This is a genomic window from Bacillus sp. FSL K6-2869, from assembly GCF_040869405.1.
Lineage (GTDB): Bacteria > Bacillota > Bacilli > Bacillales > Bacillaceae > Bacillus > Bacillus altitudinis.
The window spans coordinates 2,966,406-2,982,548 of record NZ_CP152035.1 but is presented as its reverse complement, the minus strand read 5'-3'; the positions used below and the strand labels follow the sequence as shown (position 1 = coordinate 2,982,548).

Genomic DNA, 16,143 nt, shown 5'->3' with positions numbered 1-16,143 from the left:
TCTTTCGATACAACTGACAGTTGGTGCTGTCCGATGAGGAGGTGGAGCGTTTGAGTCTTCTATGGGTTTTTTATGAGGAAGATTATCAAACCGTCCGTTTAGATGAGCAGTTCAACCGGGAAGCTGTGATTGGACCTGAAATAGAGCATACAGTAACGATTCCTTCCCTTTCGTTTGATGAAGGATTGATTCGTTTATCTCCAGATGAAACGAATGGCGGTTTTTCTCTTTATCAGGGCGAAAAAAAGAAAGGTCACTTACTTCCACATGAACCATATCAGGTTGGTTCACTCACACTCATGTTGATGGATTCACATCATGATCAAATCATTTATTACCTAGGAAATAGAGTCGAAGTGACTATTTCAAGTGAAGAAATAGATGAAGCGGATGTGTGGAAAGAACAAGCCCATTCAATGTTTCAAGATGCCAAATCCTTCACGTTGGAAAAAATAGAAGGCACTTGGTATGTCATTCCCCAAGATGAAACGATCTATGTGAACGGGAAACAGCTGCACGGTCCACAGCAGCTTCTTGCTGGGGATGAGCTGTTTTGGAACTTTTTGACGCTGTCATTGAAAGATGATGATTTATTGCAAGTAACAGCATTTGAACCATTTCAAACACGTTTAGAAAAAACAAGGCCGCCGAGTACCGAAACGAAACAAAAATATCCTTTATATAGACGAACACCACGTTTGATTTACGATCTGCCAGATGACCGGGTGTCTTTCAGTTTTCCTTCACAGGAGAGTGAAAATAACGGCAGAGGACTTTGGCTCGTGGTTCTTCCGCCGCTTGTCATGCTGATTGTCATGGGGATCGTGGCCCTTGTACAGCCGCGAGGTATCTTTATTGTCGTGTCGATGGCGATGTTTATTATGACGTTAATTACTTCGTCCGTTCAATATTTTAAAGAGAAATCACAGCGCAAAAGACGAGAAGAGAAGCGGCAACGCGTTTACTCTCTTTACTTAGAAAATAAGCGGAAAGAGCTGCAAGAGCTGTATGACCGTCAACAATTTATTTTAACGTATCATTATCCGTCCTTTGAACAAATGAAATATTTGACGTCAGAAATCAGCGGGCGTATTTGGGAAAAGACACTTGTCAGTGATGATTTTTTACAGCTGCGTCTAGGGACAGGTGCAGTTCCTTCAAGTTATGAATTATCGACGAGCGGCGGCGATATGGCCAATCGTGACATCGATGACTTAATGGAACAAACACAGCATATGCAAAACGTCTATCGCGAGGTAAAAGATGTACCGATTACGTTCGGTCTTGCGGACGGTCCAACCGGATTAATAGGAAAACCGGCAATTGTCAAAAATGAGCTTCACCAGCTTGTCGGCCAGCTTGCTTTCTCGCACAGCTATCATGATTTGAGATTTGTTTTTATCTTTAATGAACAGGAGTATGAGAACTGGGAATGGATGAAATGGCTGCCGCACTTCCAACTTCCTCATACATACGGGAAAGGGTTTATATATAACGAACAAACACGTGATCAGCTCTTGTCTTCTATTTATGAAATTTTACGAGAGCGTGATCTGGAAGAGGAAAAAGAGAAAAAAATCTTTACGCCTCACTTTGTGTTTATCGTGACAAACCATGAACTCATTGCGGAACATGTGATTTTAGAATACCTAGAAGGCAGCCGGACGGATTTAGGCATCTCAATTATCTTTGCGGCAGAAACAAAGGAAAGCTTGGCTGAAAATATTTCAACGCTTGTTCGTTACATTAACGAAGAAGAAGGAGATATTCTCATTCAGCATAAGAAGGCCGTACGAATTCCATTTCAGCTGGATGCACATGAGCGAGCGGACAATGAGTTGTTTGCCAGAACCTTAAGAACATTAGATCATCAAGTCGGGATGACCAACTCGATTCCAGAAACGGTTTCCTTCCTTGATCTGTTTCATGCCAAACAGGTAGATGACATTGGCATTCGTGAAAAATGGCTGACATCTGAAACAGCAAAGTCATTATCTGTGCCTATCGGTTATAAAGGAAAAAACGATATTGTCGATCTGAATCTGCATGAAAAAGCACATGGCCCACATGGTCTGTTAGCGGGAACAACGGGATCAGGAAAAAGTGAGTTTTTACAGACGTATATTTTATCCTTGGCTGTACACTTTCACCCGCATGAAGTGGCCTTCCTGCTCATTGATTACAAAGGAGGCGGAATGGCGCAGCCGTTCCGAAATATTCCGCACTTACTTGGTACGATCACAAACATTGAAGGCAGCAAAAACTTTAGTGAAAGAGCGCTTGCCTCTATTAAAAGTGAACTGAAGAAAAGACAGCGCTTGTTTGATCAGTATCATGTGAATCATATCAATGACTATACGAAACTCTATAAAGAGAAAAAGGCGGAACAGGCGATGCCTCATTTGTTCTTAATCTCTGATGAGTTTGCTGAATTAAAAAGTGAAGAGCCAGATTTTATTAGAGAGCTTGTCAGTGCCGCGCGGATTGGACGAAGTCTCGGTGTCCATCTCATTTTAGCGACACAAAAGCCTGGCGGGGTCATTGATGATCAAATTTGGAGTAACTCCCGCTTTAAAGTCGCATTAAAGGTACAAGATGCATCAGACAGTAAGGAAATTTTGAAAAATAGTGATGCAGCGTCGATTACCGTGACAGGTCGTGGATATTTACAAGTGGGGAACAATGAAATCTATGAATTATTCCAATCAGCGTGGAGCGGTGCACCGTATATGGAAGATGGCTACGGATCAGAAGATGACATCGCCATTGTAACGGACACTGGACTGATCCCATTATCAGGGGTAAGTACAGAGCCGGCTGTGAAAAAAGAGACAGTGACGGAAATTTCCGCTGTTGTGGATGAAATTGAACGTATGCAGCAGGAGCTTGGAATTGAAAAGCTTCCGAGTCCATGGCTTCCACCGCTTGAAGAACGGATTCCAAAAACACGTTATGCATCAAGTGAAGAGCACGTCTTCCATTTCGCTCTTGTCGATGAGCCAGATCAGCAAAGCCAGCATCCACTTTCTTATCAAATGATGGAGGATGGAAATATTGGCATCTTCGGTTCATCCGGCTACGGCAAATCACTTGCTGCAACCACACTGCTTATGAGCTTCGCAGAAAGATATTCACCTGAAGAATGGCATGCATATATTTATGACTTCGGTAACGGCACCTTGCTACCGCTTGCCAAACTTCCGCATACGGCTGATTATTTCTTAATGGATCAAATGAGAAAGATTCAAAAGTCGATGAAGCGTCTTCGTGAAGAGGTTGAATATCGCAAGCGTTTATTTAGACAGCAGGAAATGAGTCATATCAAAATGTACAATGCGCTGAATGAGAAAAAGCTTCCATTCATATTTATCGTGATTGACAACTTTGACATTGTGAAAGACGAAATGCATGAACTCGAATCTGAATTTATTCAGTTAAGCCGTGATGGACAATCGTTAGGCATTTATTTCTTAATCACAGCGACTCGTGTCAACGCAGTCCGTCAATCGCTTATGAACAACTTGAAAACAAAGATTGTCCATTACTTAATGGATCAAGGAGAGGCATACTCCATTATTGGCAGACCGAAATTCAGCTTAGAGCCGATTCCAGGACGAGTCATTATCAACAAAGAAGAGCTTTACTTTGCCCAAATGTTCCTGCCAGTTGAAGGAGAGAACGATCTCGAATTGTTTGAGCATTTAAAACAAGAGATCCAGCTTCTTCATGATCGCTTTGCATCAGCTGAAAAACCAAAACCTGTACCAATGCTTCCTGATAAACTAACCATTTGGGAGCTAGAGAGTCGCTTAGAAGAACAAAAACAGCCGTATGACATTCCAGTCGGACTAGATGAGGAATCTGTTGCACCTGTTTACTTTGACTTGAAGAAGAATAAACACTGCCTCATCATCGGTCAAACGCAGCGAGGAAAGACAAATGTGACAAAACTGATGCTTGATCAGCTATTAGCAGCAAAACCTGAGAAGCTAGCCGTCTTTGATTCGATAGATCGGGGTCTCTCTCATTACGCAAAAGAAGAGAACATTGATTACCTTGAAACAAAGGATGATATCACCGAATGGGCAGAGGAAATAGACCGCTTATTCAAGGGACGTGAAGAGGTGTACGTCGAAGCTGTGCGCCGTGGAGAGACTGATCAGTTGTCGTTTTCTCAAATTGTGCTTGTGATTGATGGCATTACACGTTTTCAGCAGACGATCGATCCGCGTCTTCAAGACCAATTGGCTGATTTCATGAAGTCATATGCACATCTAGGCTTTAGCCTGATCGCATCAGGGAATCATACCGAATTTAGCAAAGGCTATGATGCACTCACAAACGAAATCAAACAAGTTCGTCATGCCATGTTACTCATGAAAAAATCAGAACAAAACATCATACCGCTTCCGTATGCAAGACAAGAACCAGAGATTCAGCCAGGATTCGGATATTTGGTTGAAAACGGGAAAGAGAAGAAAATCCAGGTTCCTTTATGTGCGGTAGAAAGGAAGAGTGTTCAATGACAGAGCAGCAAAAAAGCTCCATCAAAATCGTGTCGACCATGATACTGATTCTCGTCTTGCCGGTTCTATTTTTCCATCTCATTGGGGATGATCCGGCAAAACAGAAAAAGAATGCCACACGTAACATTGCAGTGGTCAATGAGGATATGGGGGCGAGCGAAAGTGAAAATACCGCTCGTTTCGGACAGGATGTGGTGGCGGCATTATCAGAGCGTCCAGATTACACATGGACAGTCGTCAATCGAAGTGCGGCAGAAAATGGCCTGAAAAATAGAAAGTACGATGCAGTTCTCTATATTCCATCTGACTTCTCTAAAAATGTGCTGAGCTATGATAAGGATCATCCTGAGAAGGCATCTATCCAATTCTCAATCCAAGATCAGCTGAATGCAGTAAATAAAGAAAAAGTACAAAGAGAGCTAGAAAATGCTCAAAAGAAAATGAATGAACAAATGTCGACTTTATATTGGAGTTTTGTATCACAGGAAATCGGCAATGTCAGAGAAGAGTTTGAGCATATTGTTGGCAAAGAGGTCGAATTCCAAAACACGATGTACAACTTCTATAAGCCAAATTCAAACAAACTATCTGATGCCGTCCAGCAGCAGAAGAAACAAATAGAAGAACTAAAAAATGCGATGGCCGATTCACAAAAACAGTATAAAGACGGTTTAAGTACAACAGAAGAAGCGAAAAGCCAGCTGAAGGATTTCGTAAAAGTAGTCGATCAATATCAGCAGTATCAAGACAAACAAAAGGATCTCTTGATCAAAGCGCAATCGACAAGCAAAAAACAAATCCAGCAAGGACTCAAACAGCTTGCGGAGATTCAAAACCAAAATGCCCGCAGCTTTAGCGATCAAATGGGTGGACTCAAAACCGATATCAATGGGGTCCAAAGTCAGCTTAAAACAACGGACAGCGCAATTCAATCTGTTCAAAAGGCAAGAGAAGACGCAATCCCTAAGCAATCGTCGGGATTAACGGACCTTGTGAAGGCGTCTCAAGAAGAGCTGTTGAAGAATTATGAAGGTCAATACTTAGAGGCCTATAAAAGTAAGATCATCGCCTTGCAGAATAAGCTAGAAGCAAAAAGGCAAGAGCTAATCAACGCACCCGAGCAGCCAGCTGATACTGATGATGACGGGCAATCAGATCAAGATAATGAGAACCCAGAAGAGATTGGCATTAACTTAGATGATGAAACAAATGAACTCTCGCAAATTTCATCAGAAATGAACGATCTAGCTGATCAATTAGAAGATCAGACTGCACCTCCTACTAATGAAGATGATAAAGAGGGTGAAAACGGTCAGGATGCTGTTCAGCCAGATAACAGCGGCACGAATCAATCAAAAGATGACCTAAAAGCACTGTCTAATCGTTTAGAAGAAGTGAAAAAGAAGATTCAAGAAAAAGCGGCCGCTCATAACGACCAATTGAAAGACAAAGTAAGTCAAATGAGTAAGGAGCTTGAAAGCCTCACGAAAAAAGTAGAGAAGCTTGAAAAGATGATTCTGAGGTTACAAGATCGATATAACGTCATTCCGAATGAAATCAAAAATCAGGAATCCTCTATTTTAAACAAAGTGCAAGAGCTGAAACGAGTAAACTCGCCGATTGGCAACACTTTGAATACGAAAATATTTGATCAAGAGTTTAAAACAAATTCAACAAGCACCAAAAAGTTAATGGAATACTCCAATCAACTGTCTCAGCTAGAGATGATGCTTGGAAATCTATATCAACCAACAAACAACTCATCTCTACTAGACACAAAAGGAGATGAAATCCAGTCCATCCTTTCCATCAAAAAAGAAGAAACGGAAAACTGGGATACACTCAAAAATCAAATGCTGACGTCAAATGATGATGTGTCTACCTTTATTGATGAGATGCAAAAATTCTCAGATGGCTACGCAGAATACATTTCGACTCAGCAGGCAAGCATGGAACAGGAGTTAAATGCCATTTCTGAAAGTGCGGACACAGTAGCTGAACAAATGGCTGATCAAGGAGATGCGGTGTATACGGCGGACCTTGCGGGCAGTTCGATTGTTGTGAGTGCACAGGATTCAATTGGTCAGGAAGTGCTTCGTCTTTCTGAAAATATGAGTTCGTTAACCGACCGCCAAAAAGGGGTGGCAGATTATACGAATAATATCGAAGAAAGTGTCACAACCGTTCAAGAAAAAGCGGATACGCTGAACGAAAACTGGAGTAAGAATGTCAATTCTACGAAGCTTGTTCAACAAGATTTGAAGGGTATTTTAGGCAACACTTTAGACGATCAAGGCAACAGCAACTATGTGTATAACCATTTAGCTAATCCGCTGAAAATTAGCGGCGATGTGCCAGAAGAAAAAACGCAGACTGTACCCCCAGTAGTCATTTTGGTTATTGTCATGATCAGCAGTTTGTTGATTGGCTTTTTTAGCTCGTACTATGCGTCAGCGCCAATGCTGGTCAAAGGTGCACTCTTTGGTATTTTAAATCTGCTAGTCGGGCTCATGATCAGCCTGTTTGGACTCAACATTTACAAACTAGCTGATGACCAAGCCATTCAATGGTCGATCTTTACGATTTTGCTGCTAGTGGCATGCTCTGCCTTTATTCGCACAGCTTTCCTTTTCGGTTCAATTGCCGGATGGATGGCAGCAACGGCGCTTATTTTCTTCTTTGTTGCACCGTTAATTGATTTAGTCATGCCAAACTTCCATTTTACAAATCCAGTGACAGACGTGTATCTGTCCATCCAATATGGAAATGGAGACAACTTCGGTATGGGCATCACAGGGCTACTGATTTTAACGATATTGTTCATGGTCATTCCACTAGTGAAGAAGCTATGGAAAGACAAAACAGAGGAACGTGATGTCACTCATGAGGCTTAATCTATTCGTCAAAGGGATGGCACTTGGTGTCATATCCCTTTTTCTCCTCAGTCCGGCTGCTTTTGCTGCTACAGGTGAAGATACGGATACGAATGTCAAGCCGAATGAATATCAAGAAAAGAACCTCAATATTAATTCGAGTATATTGAGGGATCAAACGAAATACGAACAAAGCAAAACAACATCTAAAGTCAAAACGGACATTCACTTTGCTGACCCGCCTAAGACCTCTGGTGGTCAACTTGCGCCGCAGCTTTTTAGTGATCTGAAAGAAAATCCGCCTAAAACGCCAGCTCGTATGATGAAAGAGATGAATATCTCTTTCAGCGATTCGGCTGTATCAACGCCTTCTGGCGATGATCATGAAAAGCAGAGATCGGCGCTTCTGCCAATCATTTTTGGCATCTTGATCGCCTTTGGCATCATTGTCATGATCATTCTGATTCCAAAGGTGAATGTGAAGACGGAAAAGAAATAGCCTGCCTTTTGAAAAGGGCAGGCTTTTCTTTATGCAGATGCAGATTGCTTGATGTGAGACCGATTCACTATTTAAAATAGTGTTATCAAGGGAGGAGATTGTCATTCGAATTTCAATCGTCACAGGCGGATCAAAAGGATTTGGTTTAGCACTTGTCAAACAGCTACTTTCACGCGGGGATAACGTGTATACCGCTGCAAGAAGTGAGTCGCCACTATCCCATCCACACCTCACGCATTCACAGGTCGATCTCACTGATGAGGAATCGGCTGCAAAGTGGCTTCAGGGCATCTTGTCCTCGCAAACTCTCGCAGACGCTGATGACGTCTTGCTTGTCAATAATGCAGGAATGGTCACTCCTATCAAGCGTGCAGGGCAAGGCGGAGAAGATACGCTTCATCAGCATTATACGCTGAACCTTGTCATCCCTGTTTTGCTCAGTCATGTGTTTGTGAGAGAGACACAATCTCTTGAAGGGAAGAAAACCATCGTGCATCTTTCTTCTGGAGCAGCTAAAAATCCGTACAAAGGATGGAGTGCCTATTGCAGTTCAAAAGCAGGGCTTGATATGTTTATGAGAACTTTACATGAGGAACAGCAGGACGAAGCATATCCTGTCACCACGTTTTCCTTTTCACCCGGTACGATTGATACGGAGATGCAGGGAGAGATTCGGAAATCCTCCAAACAGGACTTTGAACAAATTGAACGGTTTCAGCAATTATATGAAACAGGTACGCTAAAGAGCCCAGATGAAGTGGCCGGTATTTTACTCGACCTTCTGGCAGATGACCCAGCTAGCGGTTGTGTATATGATGCCCGTGAGTATGGAAAAAAGCAGTCATAACGGCTGCTTTTTTCGTATTGTACAAGCAAAGACAGCTTATCGAGCATAAGCTAATCTTGAGACTCATCGGAAATATGACAGAACATTTGAGTTTCTTTTCAGAATATGTTAGGATGCTAAAAATATAGATAAGGAGGGGTTTCCATGAGAAAGGTTACATTAATGGATGTTTACACCCATCCAGTCGCTCAAAAATATTTAAATCGTTCAGGAAAAGCCCACGCCATTGCTTGTGCTTATCACGCATTCAAACTGGCGATGCAGGCGGGGATTAACCCGGATCTTGCTGTGAAAGCAGCACTCTTGCATGACATCGGCCACTATGAATGGTATACAGCAGGCGGAGAGTGGGATTACGAGACATATAGACGAAATGATATTCATGCCATTAAAGGGGCAGAGCGGGCACATAAACTGCTCATACGGCTCGGCGAGGAACCAAAAGCAGCCAAAGAGATTGCCCTTGCGATTTTGCTTCACACAGATTCATATTTGCCAGAGGGCGACCTGCATAAGGACACACTCCAGCAAATTGTGAAGAAAGCAGATGAAATGGACGAAGAGCCTGGTGGACACCATCATTACAGACAAATAGATGAATCACTTGCGCTCAAAAAAATTGCTGATTTGGATGAGAAGGTGCAGCAGGCGCTTCAGCCCATGAAACGCTCTGTTTAATATGGAATATCTCCATGAATCGTTCCGTGCTGATCCACATACAATGTGCGAATCACAGTACGGTTAAATGCAGACGTCCCTGACGCAGTGAGACCTGTGTAATGAACCGTGACGGAATAAGCACCTTCTTTTTTCAATTGAACGGCTGATGAAGAGCTCGTTTTCAGTGGATGATCCTTCTCGGCATCTTTAAAATAAATGGTCTCTACAGTTTTGCTTAATCGTTTAATCAGCTTGCTCGAATGTGTCGATGCATCTCCTGATTTCGCTGCAGCGATTTTGATTTCTTCATTTAATGGTGAATCAAAGGATACAAGTAGCAAATAAGGATCTTTTTTTCCTGAATTTGATCGAATCGTCCATTTTCCTGGAACGGGTTTATTGATTTGCACATGGTGTGAATAGGCGCCTTCATATGGGAATGATGCTTCGGATGTCGTCAAATTGGTTAAGACATCGCCATTTGGCGCAACGATTTCCGGATTGGCTTCCTGTCTTTCATTTAACCACTGAATCGATAGGCCATTCGTTCCTTCCTCTACATAGAACGCTTCTGTTTTATCCTTTTCACTTTCTCCACCTTTCACATAAACGTTTGTATTTAGCTCCGAAGAGACTGGTTCTTGCTCTTGTTCGTCTTCACTTTCAGCGCTTGCGGTACTTGCACGCAGCTGTGCCTGAAATACGGGGAACATGCTTGTGCCGTTTTTAATCGAAAAGTGATCCCACTTTCCTGTTAAAATATTGTTTGCATATGCTAGCTTTGTGCTGCTGACCGTCACAGCGCCATCGTTTGCACCAAAGCTTTTTAAATACATGCCGCCTAAATAAAGCACTCCGCCAAAGGTTCCCCATTCTGAACCAGAATAGGTCACATATTTATGAGGAAACGTCTCCAACCGGTCGGTTTCACTTCGAAAAGCTGCCATCATCCCGGTTTGCAGAGAATAGAGCGCGTCGCTCTTTTGTCCAAGGATTTGCGCAAGCCAGCTTCCGCCTTTGCTATAGGCTAAATCCGCAAGCGGCGTCCCATAATGTGGAGAGCCAAGTGTGATGACTTTCTCTACATATGGATGAGCGTTGTAATACACGAGTGCAGCCTGCGTATCCACTCCGCCTTTACTATGACCGATTATGATCAGTTTTCTGCCGAAAAATTCATAGATTTCTTTTAACTTTTCTGCTAATAGTTTCCCATTCTTTTTCATGTCCTGATCTGGATATAAATCTATGAACGCGCTTTCGTATCCGTTCAGAACAGCTTGTTTTGCCATATCGTTTCGATCAGACCATGTGGAGGAAGAACTGTTTATGCCATGAACAAAAACAAGTGGGGGTTTTGACAGGTCTTTTTGTACCGGTTCTTCTCCTTTAAACCACTTCCCTGGTGTACCAGGTGCATCTCCAATTGTGCCTGCGTGCGCATAACTTGCAGAGGATAGTAAGAGCATGACAGCAACGATACAGATTAATTTTTTCAAGATCATTCACCTCTTCAAATAATTTAAGATGTTGGCAGCACCAATCTATTATACTTCTAAAAATTGTAAAAAAATATGAAATGTAAAAATACGGTAATAATGTTGTGGGTTTGCTGAGTGACACTCACATGGGTCATTGCATACGCTGTGGGTAAATACACAAGTAAAGGGGCAGGTAGCATGGCACAACAAGGAAGTCCACAGCTTGTTTCATTAGTTGATCCATATGTTTATCAAACATTGCAGAAAGTAGTCGGTATGAGATTGATTGTTCAAACAGTGAAAGATACAGTACGTGGAAAGTTGAAGGAAGTGATGCCGGATCATATTGTGATTGAGGCGGGGGCAAAATCAGTGTTTTATGTGCGGATCCAGCAAATCGTGTCGGTGATGCCTGATCACAGTGAAAGAGTGTAACAAGCAGACGCACAGGTGTCTGCTTTTTTCAATGCTTACAGAATGTATATCTGGAAAAAGTGCATGATATACCAATTGTTCTTTTTTTTTCAAAAAATATGGTTCTAAAACAAGAAGCAGTTGACAGAAGGTGGGTTGAATAGTAGTTTTTTAATAAGGTCAATACGTAACAGGAGGAGCATCTTTGTTAAAATCTAAAGTTCATTTTTGGACATTCCAAATATTACTGGTTTTACTAATTGTGTACGTATCAACAAAAGTTTCGTTTTTATTTCAGCCGATCATTTTATTTGCTTCAACGTTGTTTGTTCCTATTTTACTGGCAGGTATTCTCTTTTTCATCTTTAATCCGATTGTGCGATTTTTGTCGAAGAAGATACCTAGGACGCTCGCCATTCTGATTATTTATCTTCTATTCATCGGGCTTATCACGTTTGTTGTCAATGCTGCTGGACCTGTCATTGTCACGCAGGTGGGTGGACTTGTCAAAAGCTTCCCGGGGTATGTCACGGACATGCAGAAATTTATCAACGACTTCTCGCATTCTAAAACATTTACGTGGATGATGAACCAAGATTATGTGTCTGTTTCAAAGTTTGAACAGTCGATCGTTTCGACATTAAAAGATTTACCGGAAAATATTGCTTCCAGTATGTCGGCGGTGTTTGGTGTGATTGCGAATATTGCCCTCGCTGTCATTACCGTTCCATTCATTTTATTTTACATGCTAAAAGACGGACATAAGTTTCCGGACAAGCTCGTTCAATTTTTGCCAATGCCTTACCGTAAGGAAGGATTGAAGATTTTTAAAGAATTAAACGATACGCTTGCTGCTTACATACAAGGGCAAATCGTTGTTTGTTTATTTGTCGGAGTTGCTTGTTTTATCGGATACTTATTAATTGGTGTGAAATATGCGCTCATTCTCGGCATCATTATTGCGGTGACAAACGTCATTCCATATCTTGGGCCATATCTTGGTGCTGCACCAGCTGTGCTCATTGCTTTTCTTGATTCGCCTGGAAAAGCGGTTGTGACTGTTATTGTCATTCTTGTTGTTCAGCAGATCGATGGAAACGTCATTTCTCCATTGATCATTGGAAAACGTCTCAACACACATCCGTTAACAATTATCTTGCTATTAATTGGGGCAGGAAGTTTTGGCGGAATCCTTGGTATGATTTTTGCCGTCCCTGTCTATGCGCTGCTGAAAGCCATCACACTCAATATTGTCAGATTGGTTCAGCTGCGTCAGCGCTCTCGAAAAGAACAGCATTTAAACGTTTAGGGCAGATGCACCACTTTTCCCTTTTTGCATAACATAACTCACATAAGCGAATAGGGAGGAGAAGGAAGATGCCTGCGATTGTTGGACCCATTCATATTGAGTCTTTAGGCGGAAACGGCTCGGCTACTTTTGGTGACGTTCTCGCCATTGCCCCTTTGGCTGTAGATCACTCGACCGGTGGAGCGGGAGCTTTTAATTCAGGTGATTATATGTCCCTGACAAGCGATCCGAATGCCACCATGCTTTGGGACTTTACACTGTTTGGCCAGCCTCAATCATTTAATGCATAAAAGACAGCTGATCATATGACATATCAGCTGTCTTTTTTATGTTGGATAGACACGTATTGTTCCGCTAGGCATATGATGAGGGTAGTAAAGGTGGTGGAAAGATGCCAGCAATTGTTGGACCCATTCATATTGACCGTGTCATAGGAAACGGTTCTGCACATTTCGGCGATGTGTTTGCCATTTCGCCAAAAAGTGTGGATCATTCCGCTGGTGGTTCAGGCACCTATAATGCAGGAGACTTTGTTCAATTTTTCAACAATCCGAACGTCACATTTGTTTGGGATTCAAACCTGATCAGCCAGCAAAAGAGCTTTAACGCATAGCCAGCTTTGAAAGGGTCTCCTTTTCAGAAGCTGTCTTTTTTTATGGTACAATGGATAGAAGAAGGAAAAAGAAAAAGGGGGGAAAACACCTCAAATGAAAATAAGAAAAGCGCATCTGACAAGCGGGCAACCAACAACCTACAATGTATATTTACATGAAAATAAAAAAGAATATAAAACGCTTGTCGCTGTACCTGACATAGAATGGAGTATTTCTATTGCGTATGAAGACGAAAAAACGCAGCTTGAGCAAGCACTAGAACAATCTTTAAACAAAAGAGTAGAAATAGACGAAGCCTGTGAACTTGCACAAAAAATTGTGCACTGGGTCACAGAAATGTAAATTCAGAAACCAGGAGTGAACACAGCAATGAAAGAAGAATCCGTAGACTTTTATTTGCAGCAAGGGATATTTGGACATGCTGAAACAAAACCCGATGAACGAAGAATGTTTCTCGGCTCATTAAGAGAACGTGCTCTTCTCGCTCTGACAAAAGGGCAAGTATCGAGACATAAATCGTATCAAGAGGTAGAGCAAGTATTGAAGGCAAACCGAGAGGCCACTGTTCTTTTAAATGGTGAATTGTCATATGCTTCTTATTCTCCATATGTCAAAATGGCAAATGCCGCTGGTTGTTCTTTTAAAGTGGTCAACCATCACGAGTCACATTCACCGTTTGGGCTTGTGATAGAGGTGCCGCATGCGATCAATCAAGAGCATATCTATATAGAAGATGAGCTTTTTCAAAAAGCTTTTTCTCGTGAATCTGTTGAATAGGTTTCCCTAGTGAAATGAATAAGCTATAATGATTCAAAAGAGCATATGGGAGAGATGCGGATGGGCAAAGCATTGATTTGTATTGATTATACAGTTGATTTTGTTGCAGACGATGGAAAACTGACGTGCGGAAAGCCTGGACAGGCGATTGAGTCGAAGATCACAGAGATCACTTCTTCATTTATTGATGAAGGACACTTTGTTGTTTTTGCCGTCGATCATCATGAAGAGCAAGATCCATATCATCCAGAGACAAAGTTATTTCCGCCCCATAATATTCGCGGGACAGAAGGAATTGAACTTTACGGAAAACTAAGTTCACTATTTCACACGTCAACACATTTAAAACATGTCTATTATATGGAAAAAACAAGATACTCTGCTTTTGCAGGCACTCAATTAGAAATGAAACTGCGCGAGCGTGGCATCACTGAACTTCACCTAGCCGGAGTGTGTACCGATATTTGTGTACTTCATACAGCTGTTGATGCGTACAATAAAGGCTTTGAACTTGTGATTCATGAGAATGCCGTAGCGAGTTTTAATGAAGCGGGGCACGAGTGGGCACTTTCTCACTTTGAGCATACGCTTGGTGCGAAAGTGGTTAAGTAAGGGAAGGAGAATGGAAGTTGGAGCATCGGTTTATTGACGACAGTTTATCACTACATACAGATCTTTATCAAATTAACATGGCAGAAACGTATTGGAGAGACGGCATTCATGAGAAGAAGGCAGTCTTCGAACTCTTCTTTAGAAAGCTTCCATTTGACAACGGCTTCGCTGTATTTGCTGGTTTAGAGAAAGCGATTGAATATTTATCGGACTTCTCCTTCACCGAGAGCGACCTTGCATATTTAAAAGATGAACTCGGTTATAAAAGCGATTTCATTGAATACTTAAGCGGATTGTCTTTTACAGGGACACTTCATTCAATGCGAGAAGGAGAAATTGTCTTTGCGAATGAACCTATTATGCGCATCGAGGCAACACTTGTTGAAGCGCAGCTAATTGAAACGGCACTGCTCAACATCGTGAACTTCCAGACGCTAATTGCAACAAAGGCGGCTCGTATTAAAGGAATCATTGAAGATGAGACAGCATTAGAATTCGGAACAAGACGTGCGCATGAAATGGATGCAGCCATGTGGGGAGCAAGAGCAGCACTGATCGGCGGATTTCAGGCAACAAGTAATGTCCGTGCAGGGAAACGCTTCAATATTCCCGTATCAGGCACACATGCCCATGCCCTTGTACAAGCATATCGCGACGAATATACTGCATTTAGAAAATATGCCGAAACACATACAGACTGTGTCTTTTTAGTGGATACATATGATACGGTCAGATCAGGCATTCCAAATGCGATTAAGGTAGCGAAAGAATTCGGTGATAAAATCAACTTTATTGGGGTCAGACTTGATAGCGGAGACCTTGCCTACTTGTCTAAAAAGGCGAGAACGATGCTGGATGAAGCTGGCTTCCATGACGCCAAAGTCATTGCATCAAGCGATCTTGATGAACACACCATTATGAACTTAAAAGCACAAGGTGCAAAAATTGATGTATGGGGTGTTGGAACGAAACTGATTACCGCGTTCGATCAGCCAGCTCTTGGTGCTGTATATAAGCTTGTATCGATTGAAGAAAACGGTCAGATGAATGACACGATCAAAATTTCTTCTAATCCAGAGAAAGTGACAACACCAGGCCGTAAACGAGTGTATCGCATTATCAATCAATTGAATCATCACTCTGAGGGAGACTACATTGCCCTTGAAGAAGAAGATGTTCAAAGTGAAGATAAGCTGAAAATGTTCCATCCAGTTCATACATTTATCAGCAAATTTGTGACAAATTTTGTGGCAAAGGACCTTCATGTCCCAATTTTTGAACAAGGGAAGCTGGTGTATGATAATCCAGATATCCAAACGATTCAAGCATATGTGCAGGACAGTCTCGGACTCTTCTGGGAGGAATACAAACGAATCAGCAAACCAGAAGAATACCCAGTCGATTTGAGTCAAAAATGCTGGGATAATAAGATGCAGTTTATCCATGATGTGAAAAATAAAATCAAAAAAGAGCTTTATGAAAGCTGATTACCCCGGGAAAGGAGATCATCAAGCCAGATGGTCTCTTTTTT

At 42.0% G+C, this 16,143-nt stretch carries 14 protein-coding genes; 13 read left to right on the top strand and 1 reads right to left on the bottom strand.

The window, feature by feature from the left end; all coding sequences use genetic code 11:
- Window positions 1–50: 50 nt before the first annotated feature.
- From essC to MHI58_RS15490, 5 genes are all read left to right on the top strand, one after another.
- Complete coding sequence (essC, locus tag MHI58_RS15510; protein ID WP_045034546.1) at window positions 51–4,526, top strand: type VII secretion protein EssC; 4,476 nt, start codon at window positions 51–53, stop codon at window positions 4,524–4,526.
- Window positions 4,523–7,420: a type VII secretion protein EsaA gene (gene esaA / locus MHI58_RS15505; RefSeq protein WP_045034545.1), complete on the top strand. Its 2,898-nt coding sequence runs from the start codon at window positions 4,523–4,525 to the stop codon at window positions 7,418–7,420. Before essC ends, esaA begins: the two co-directional genes overlap by 4 nt.
- Entirely contained in the window at window positions 7,401–7,898 is a 498-nt protein-coding gene (gene essA / locus MHI58_RS15500) for a type VII secretion protein EssA (protein WP_041507707.1), read from the top strand. The genes esaA and essA overlap by 20 nt, the downstream gene beginning before the upstream one ends.
- A 103-nt stretch (window positions 7,899–8,001) precedes the next feature.
- Window positions 8,002–8,745 (top strand): (S)-benzoin forming benzil reductase, encoded by a 744-nt coding sequence (locus MHI58_RS15495; protein WP_041508103.1) that lies wholly within the window; start codon window positions 8,002–8,004, stop codon window positions 8,743–8,745.
- Between the two features lie 144 nt (window positions 8,746–8,889).
- The gene (locus tag MHI58_RS15490; protein WP_007500462.1) at window positions 8,890–9,423 is read left to right on the top strand and encodes an HD domain-containing protein; all 534 of its coding nucleotides are present in this window, start codon (window positions 8,890–8,892) and stop codon (window positions 9,421–9,423) included.
- On the opposite strand, the gene MHI58_RS15485 is transcribed toward MHI58_RS15490, so the two are convergent.
- Window positions 9,420–10,904 carry a triacylglycerol lipase gene (locus MHI58_RS15485; protein ID WP_045034544.1) on the bottom strand — a complete coding sequence of 495 codons (1,485 nt, stop codon included), beginning with the start codon at window positions 10,902–10,904 and terminating at the stop codon, window positions 9,420–9,422. The two genes, MHI58_RS15490 and MHI58_RS15485, sit on opposite strands and share 4 nt — an antisense overlap.
- 180 nt (window positions 10,905–11,084) lie before the next feature.
- Here MHI58_RS15485 and MHI58_RS15480 point away from each other — a divergent pair, with 180 nt between their 5' ends.
- The 8 genes from MHI58_RS15480 to MHI58_RS15445 all read left to right on the top strand — a co-directional run bounded on the left by MHI58_RS15480 (window position 11,085) and on the right by MHI58_RS15445 (window position 16,099).
- The gene (locus MHI58_RS15480; protein WP_003213721.1) at window positions 11,085–11,321 is read left to right on the top strand and encodes a YuzF family protein; all 237 of its coding nucleotides are present in this window, start codon (window positions 11,085–11,087) and stop codon (window positions 11,319–11,321) included.
- A 184-nt stretch (window positions 11,322–11,505) separates the two neighbouring features.
- Window positions 11,506–12,609 (top strand): AI-2E family transporter, encoded by a 1,104-nt coding sequence (locus MHI58_RS15475; protein ID WP_008345881.1) that lies wholly within the window; start codon window positions 11,506–11,508, stop codon window positions 12,607–12,609.
- Between the two features lie 68 nt (window positions 12,610–12,677).
- Complete coding sequence (locus tag MHI58_RS15470; protein ID WP_008345880.1) at window positions 12,678–12,899, top strand: spore germination protein; 222 nt, start codon at window positions 12,678–12,680, stop codon at window positions 12,897–12,899.
- 101 nt (window positions 12,900–13,000) lie between these two features.
- Window positions 13,001–13,222 (top strand): spore germination protein, encoded by a 222-nt coding sequence (locus tag MHI58_RS15465; protein ID WP_008345878.1) that lies wholly within the window; start codon window positions 13,001–13,003, stop codon window positions 13,220–13,222.
- 94 nt (window positions 13,223–13,316) lie between these two features.
- Window positions 13,317–13,565: a YueH family protein gene (locus MHI58_RS15460; protein ID WP_110487405.1), complete on the top strand. Its 249-nt coding sequence runs from the start codon at window positions 13,317–13,319 to the stop codon at window positions 13,563–13,565.
- A gap of 27 nt (window positions 13,566–13,592) precedes the next feature.
- Window positions 13,593–14,000, top strand: a complete 408-nt coding sequence (locus tag MHI58_RS15455; RefSeq protein WP_007500468.1) for a YueI family protein — start codon at window positions 13,593–13,595, stop codon at window positions 13,998–14,000.
- Between the two features lie 60 nt (window positions 14,001–14,060).
- A complete protein-coding gene (locus MHI58_RS15450; RefSeq protein ID WP_025207909.1) occupies window positions 14,061–14,612 on the top strand; it encodes a cysteine hydrolase family protein in 552 nt (183 codons plus the stop codon).
- A 17-nt stretch (window positions 14,613–14,629) separates the two neighbouring features.
- Window positions 14,630–16,099: a nicotinate phosphoribosyltransferase gene (locus MHI58_RS15445; protein ID WP_007500472.1), complete on the top strand. Its 1,470-nt coding sequence runs from the start codon at window positions 14,630–14,632 to the stop codon at window positions 16,097–16,099.
- Window positions 16,100–16,143 lie beyond the last annotated feature (44 nt).

What these genes read in the sequence shown, in the direction of transcription:
- esaA (WP_045034545.1), top strand. Translation starts at nt 4,523, where the DNA reads ATGACAGAGCAGCAAAAAAGCTCCATCAAAATCGTGTCGACCATGATA.
- essA (WP_041507707.1), top strand. Translation starts at nt 7,401, where the DNA reads ATGTCACTCATGAGGCTTAATCTATTCGTCAAAGGGATGGCACTTGGT.
- MHI58_RS15490 (WP_007500462.1), top strand. Translation starts at nt 8,890, where the DNA reads ATGAGAAAGGTTACATTAATGGATGTTTACACCCATCCAGTCGCTCAA.
- MHI58_RS15480 (WP_003213721.1), top strand. Translation starts at nt 11,085, where the DNA reads ATGGCACAACAAGGAAGTCCACAGCTTGTTTCATTAGTTGATCCATAT.
- MHI58_RS15470 (WP_008345880.1), top strand. Translation starts at nt 12,678, where the DNA reads ATGCCTGCGATTGTTGGACCCATTCATATTGAGTCTTTAGGCGGAAAC.
- MHI58_RS15465 (WP_008345878.1), top strand. Translation starts at nt 13,001, where the DNA reads ATGCCAGCAATTGTTGGACCCATTCATATTGACCGTGTCATAGGAAAC.
- MHI58_RS15460 (WP_110487405.1), top strand. Translation starts at nt 13,317, where the DNA reads ATGAAAATAAGAAAAGCGCATCTGACAAGCGGGCAACCAACAACCTAC.
- MHI58_RS15455 (WP_007500468.1), top strand. Translation starts at nt 13,593, where the DNA reads ATGAAAGAAGAATCCGTAGACTTTTATTTGCAGCAAGGGATATTTGGA.
- MHI58_RS15450 (WP_025207909.1), top strand. Translation starts at nt 14,061, where the DNA reads ATGGGCAAAGCATTGATTTGTATTGATTATACAGTTGATTTTGTTGCA.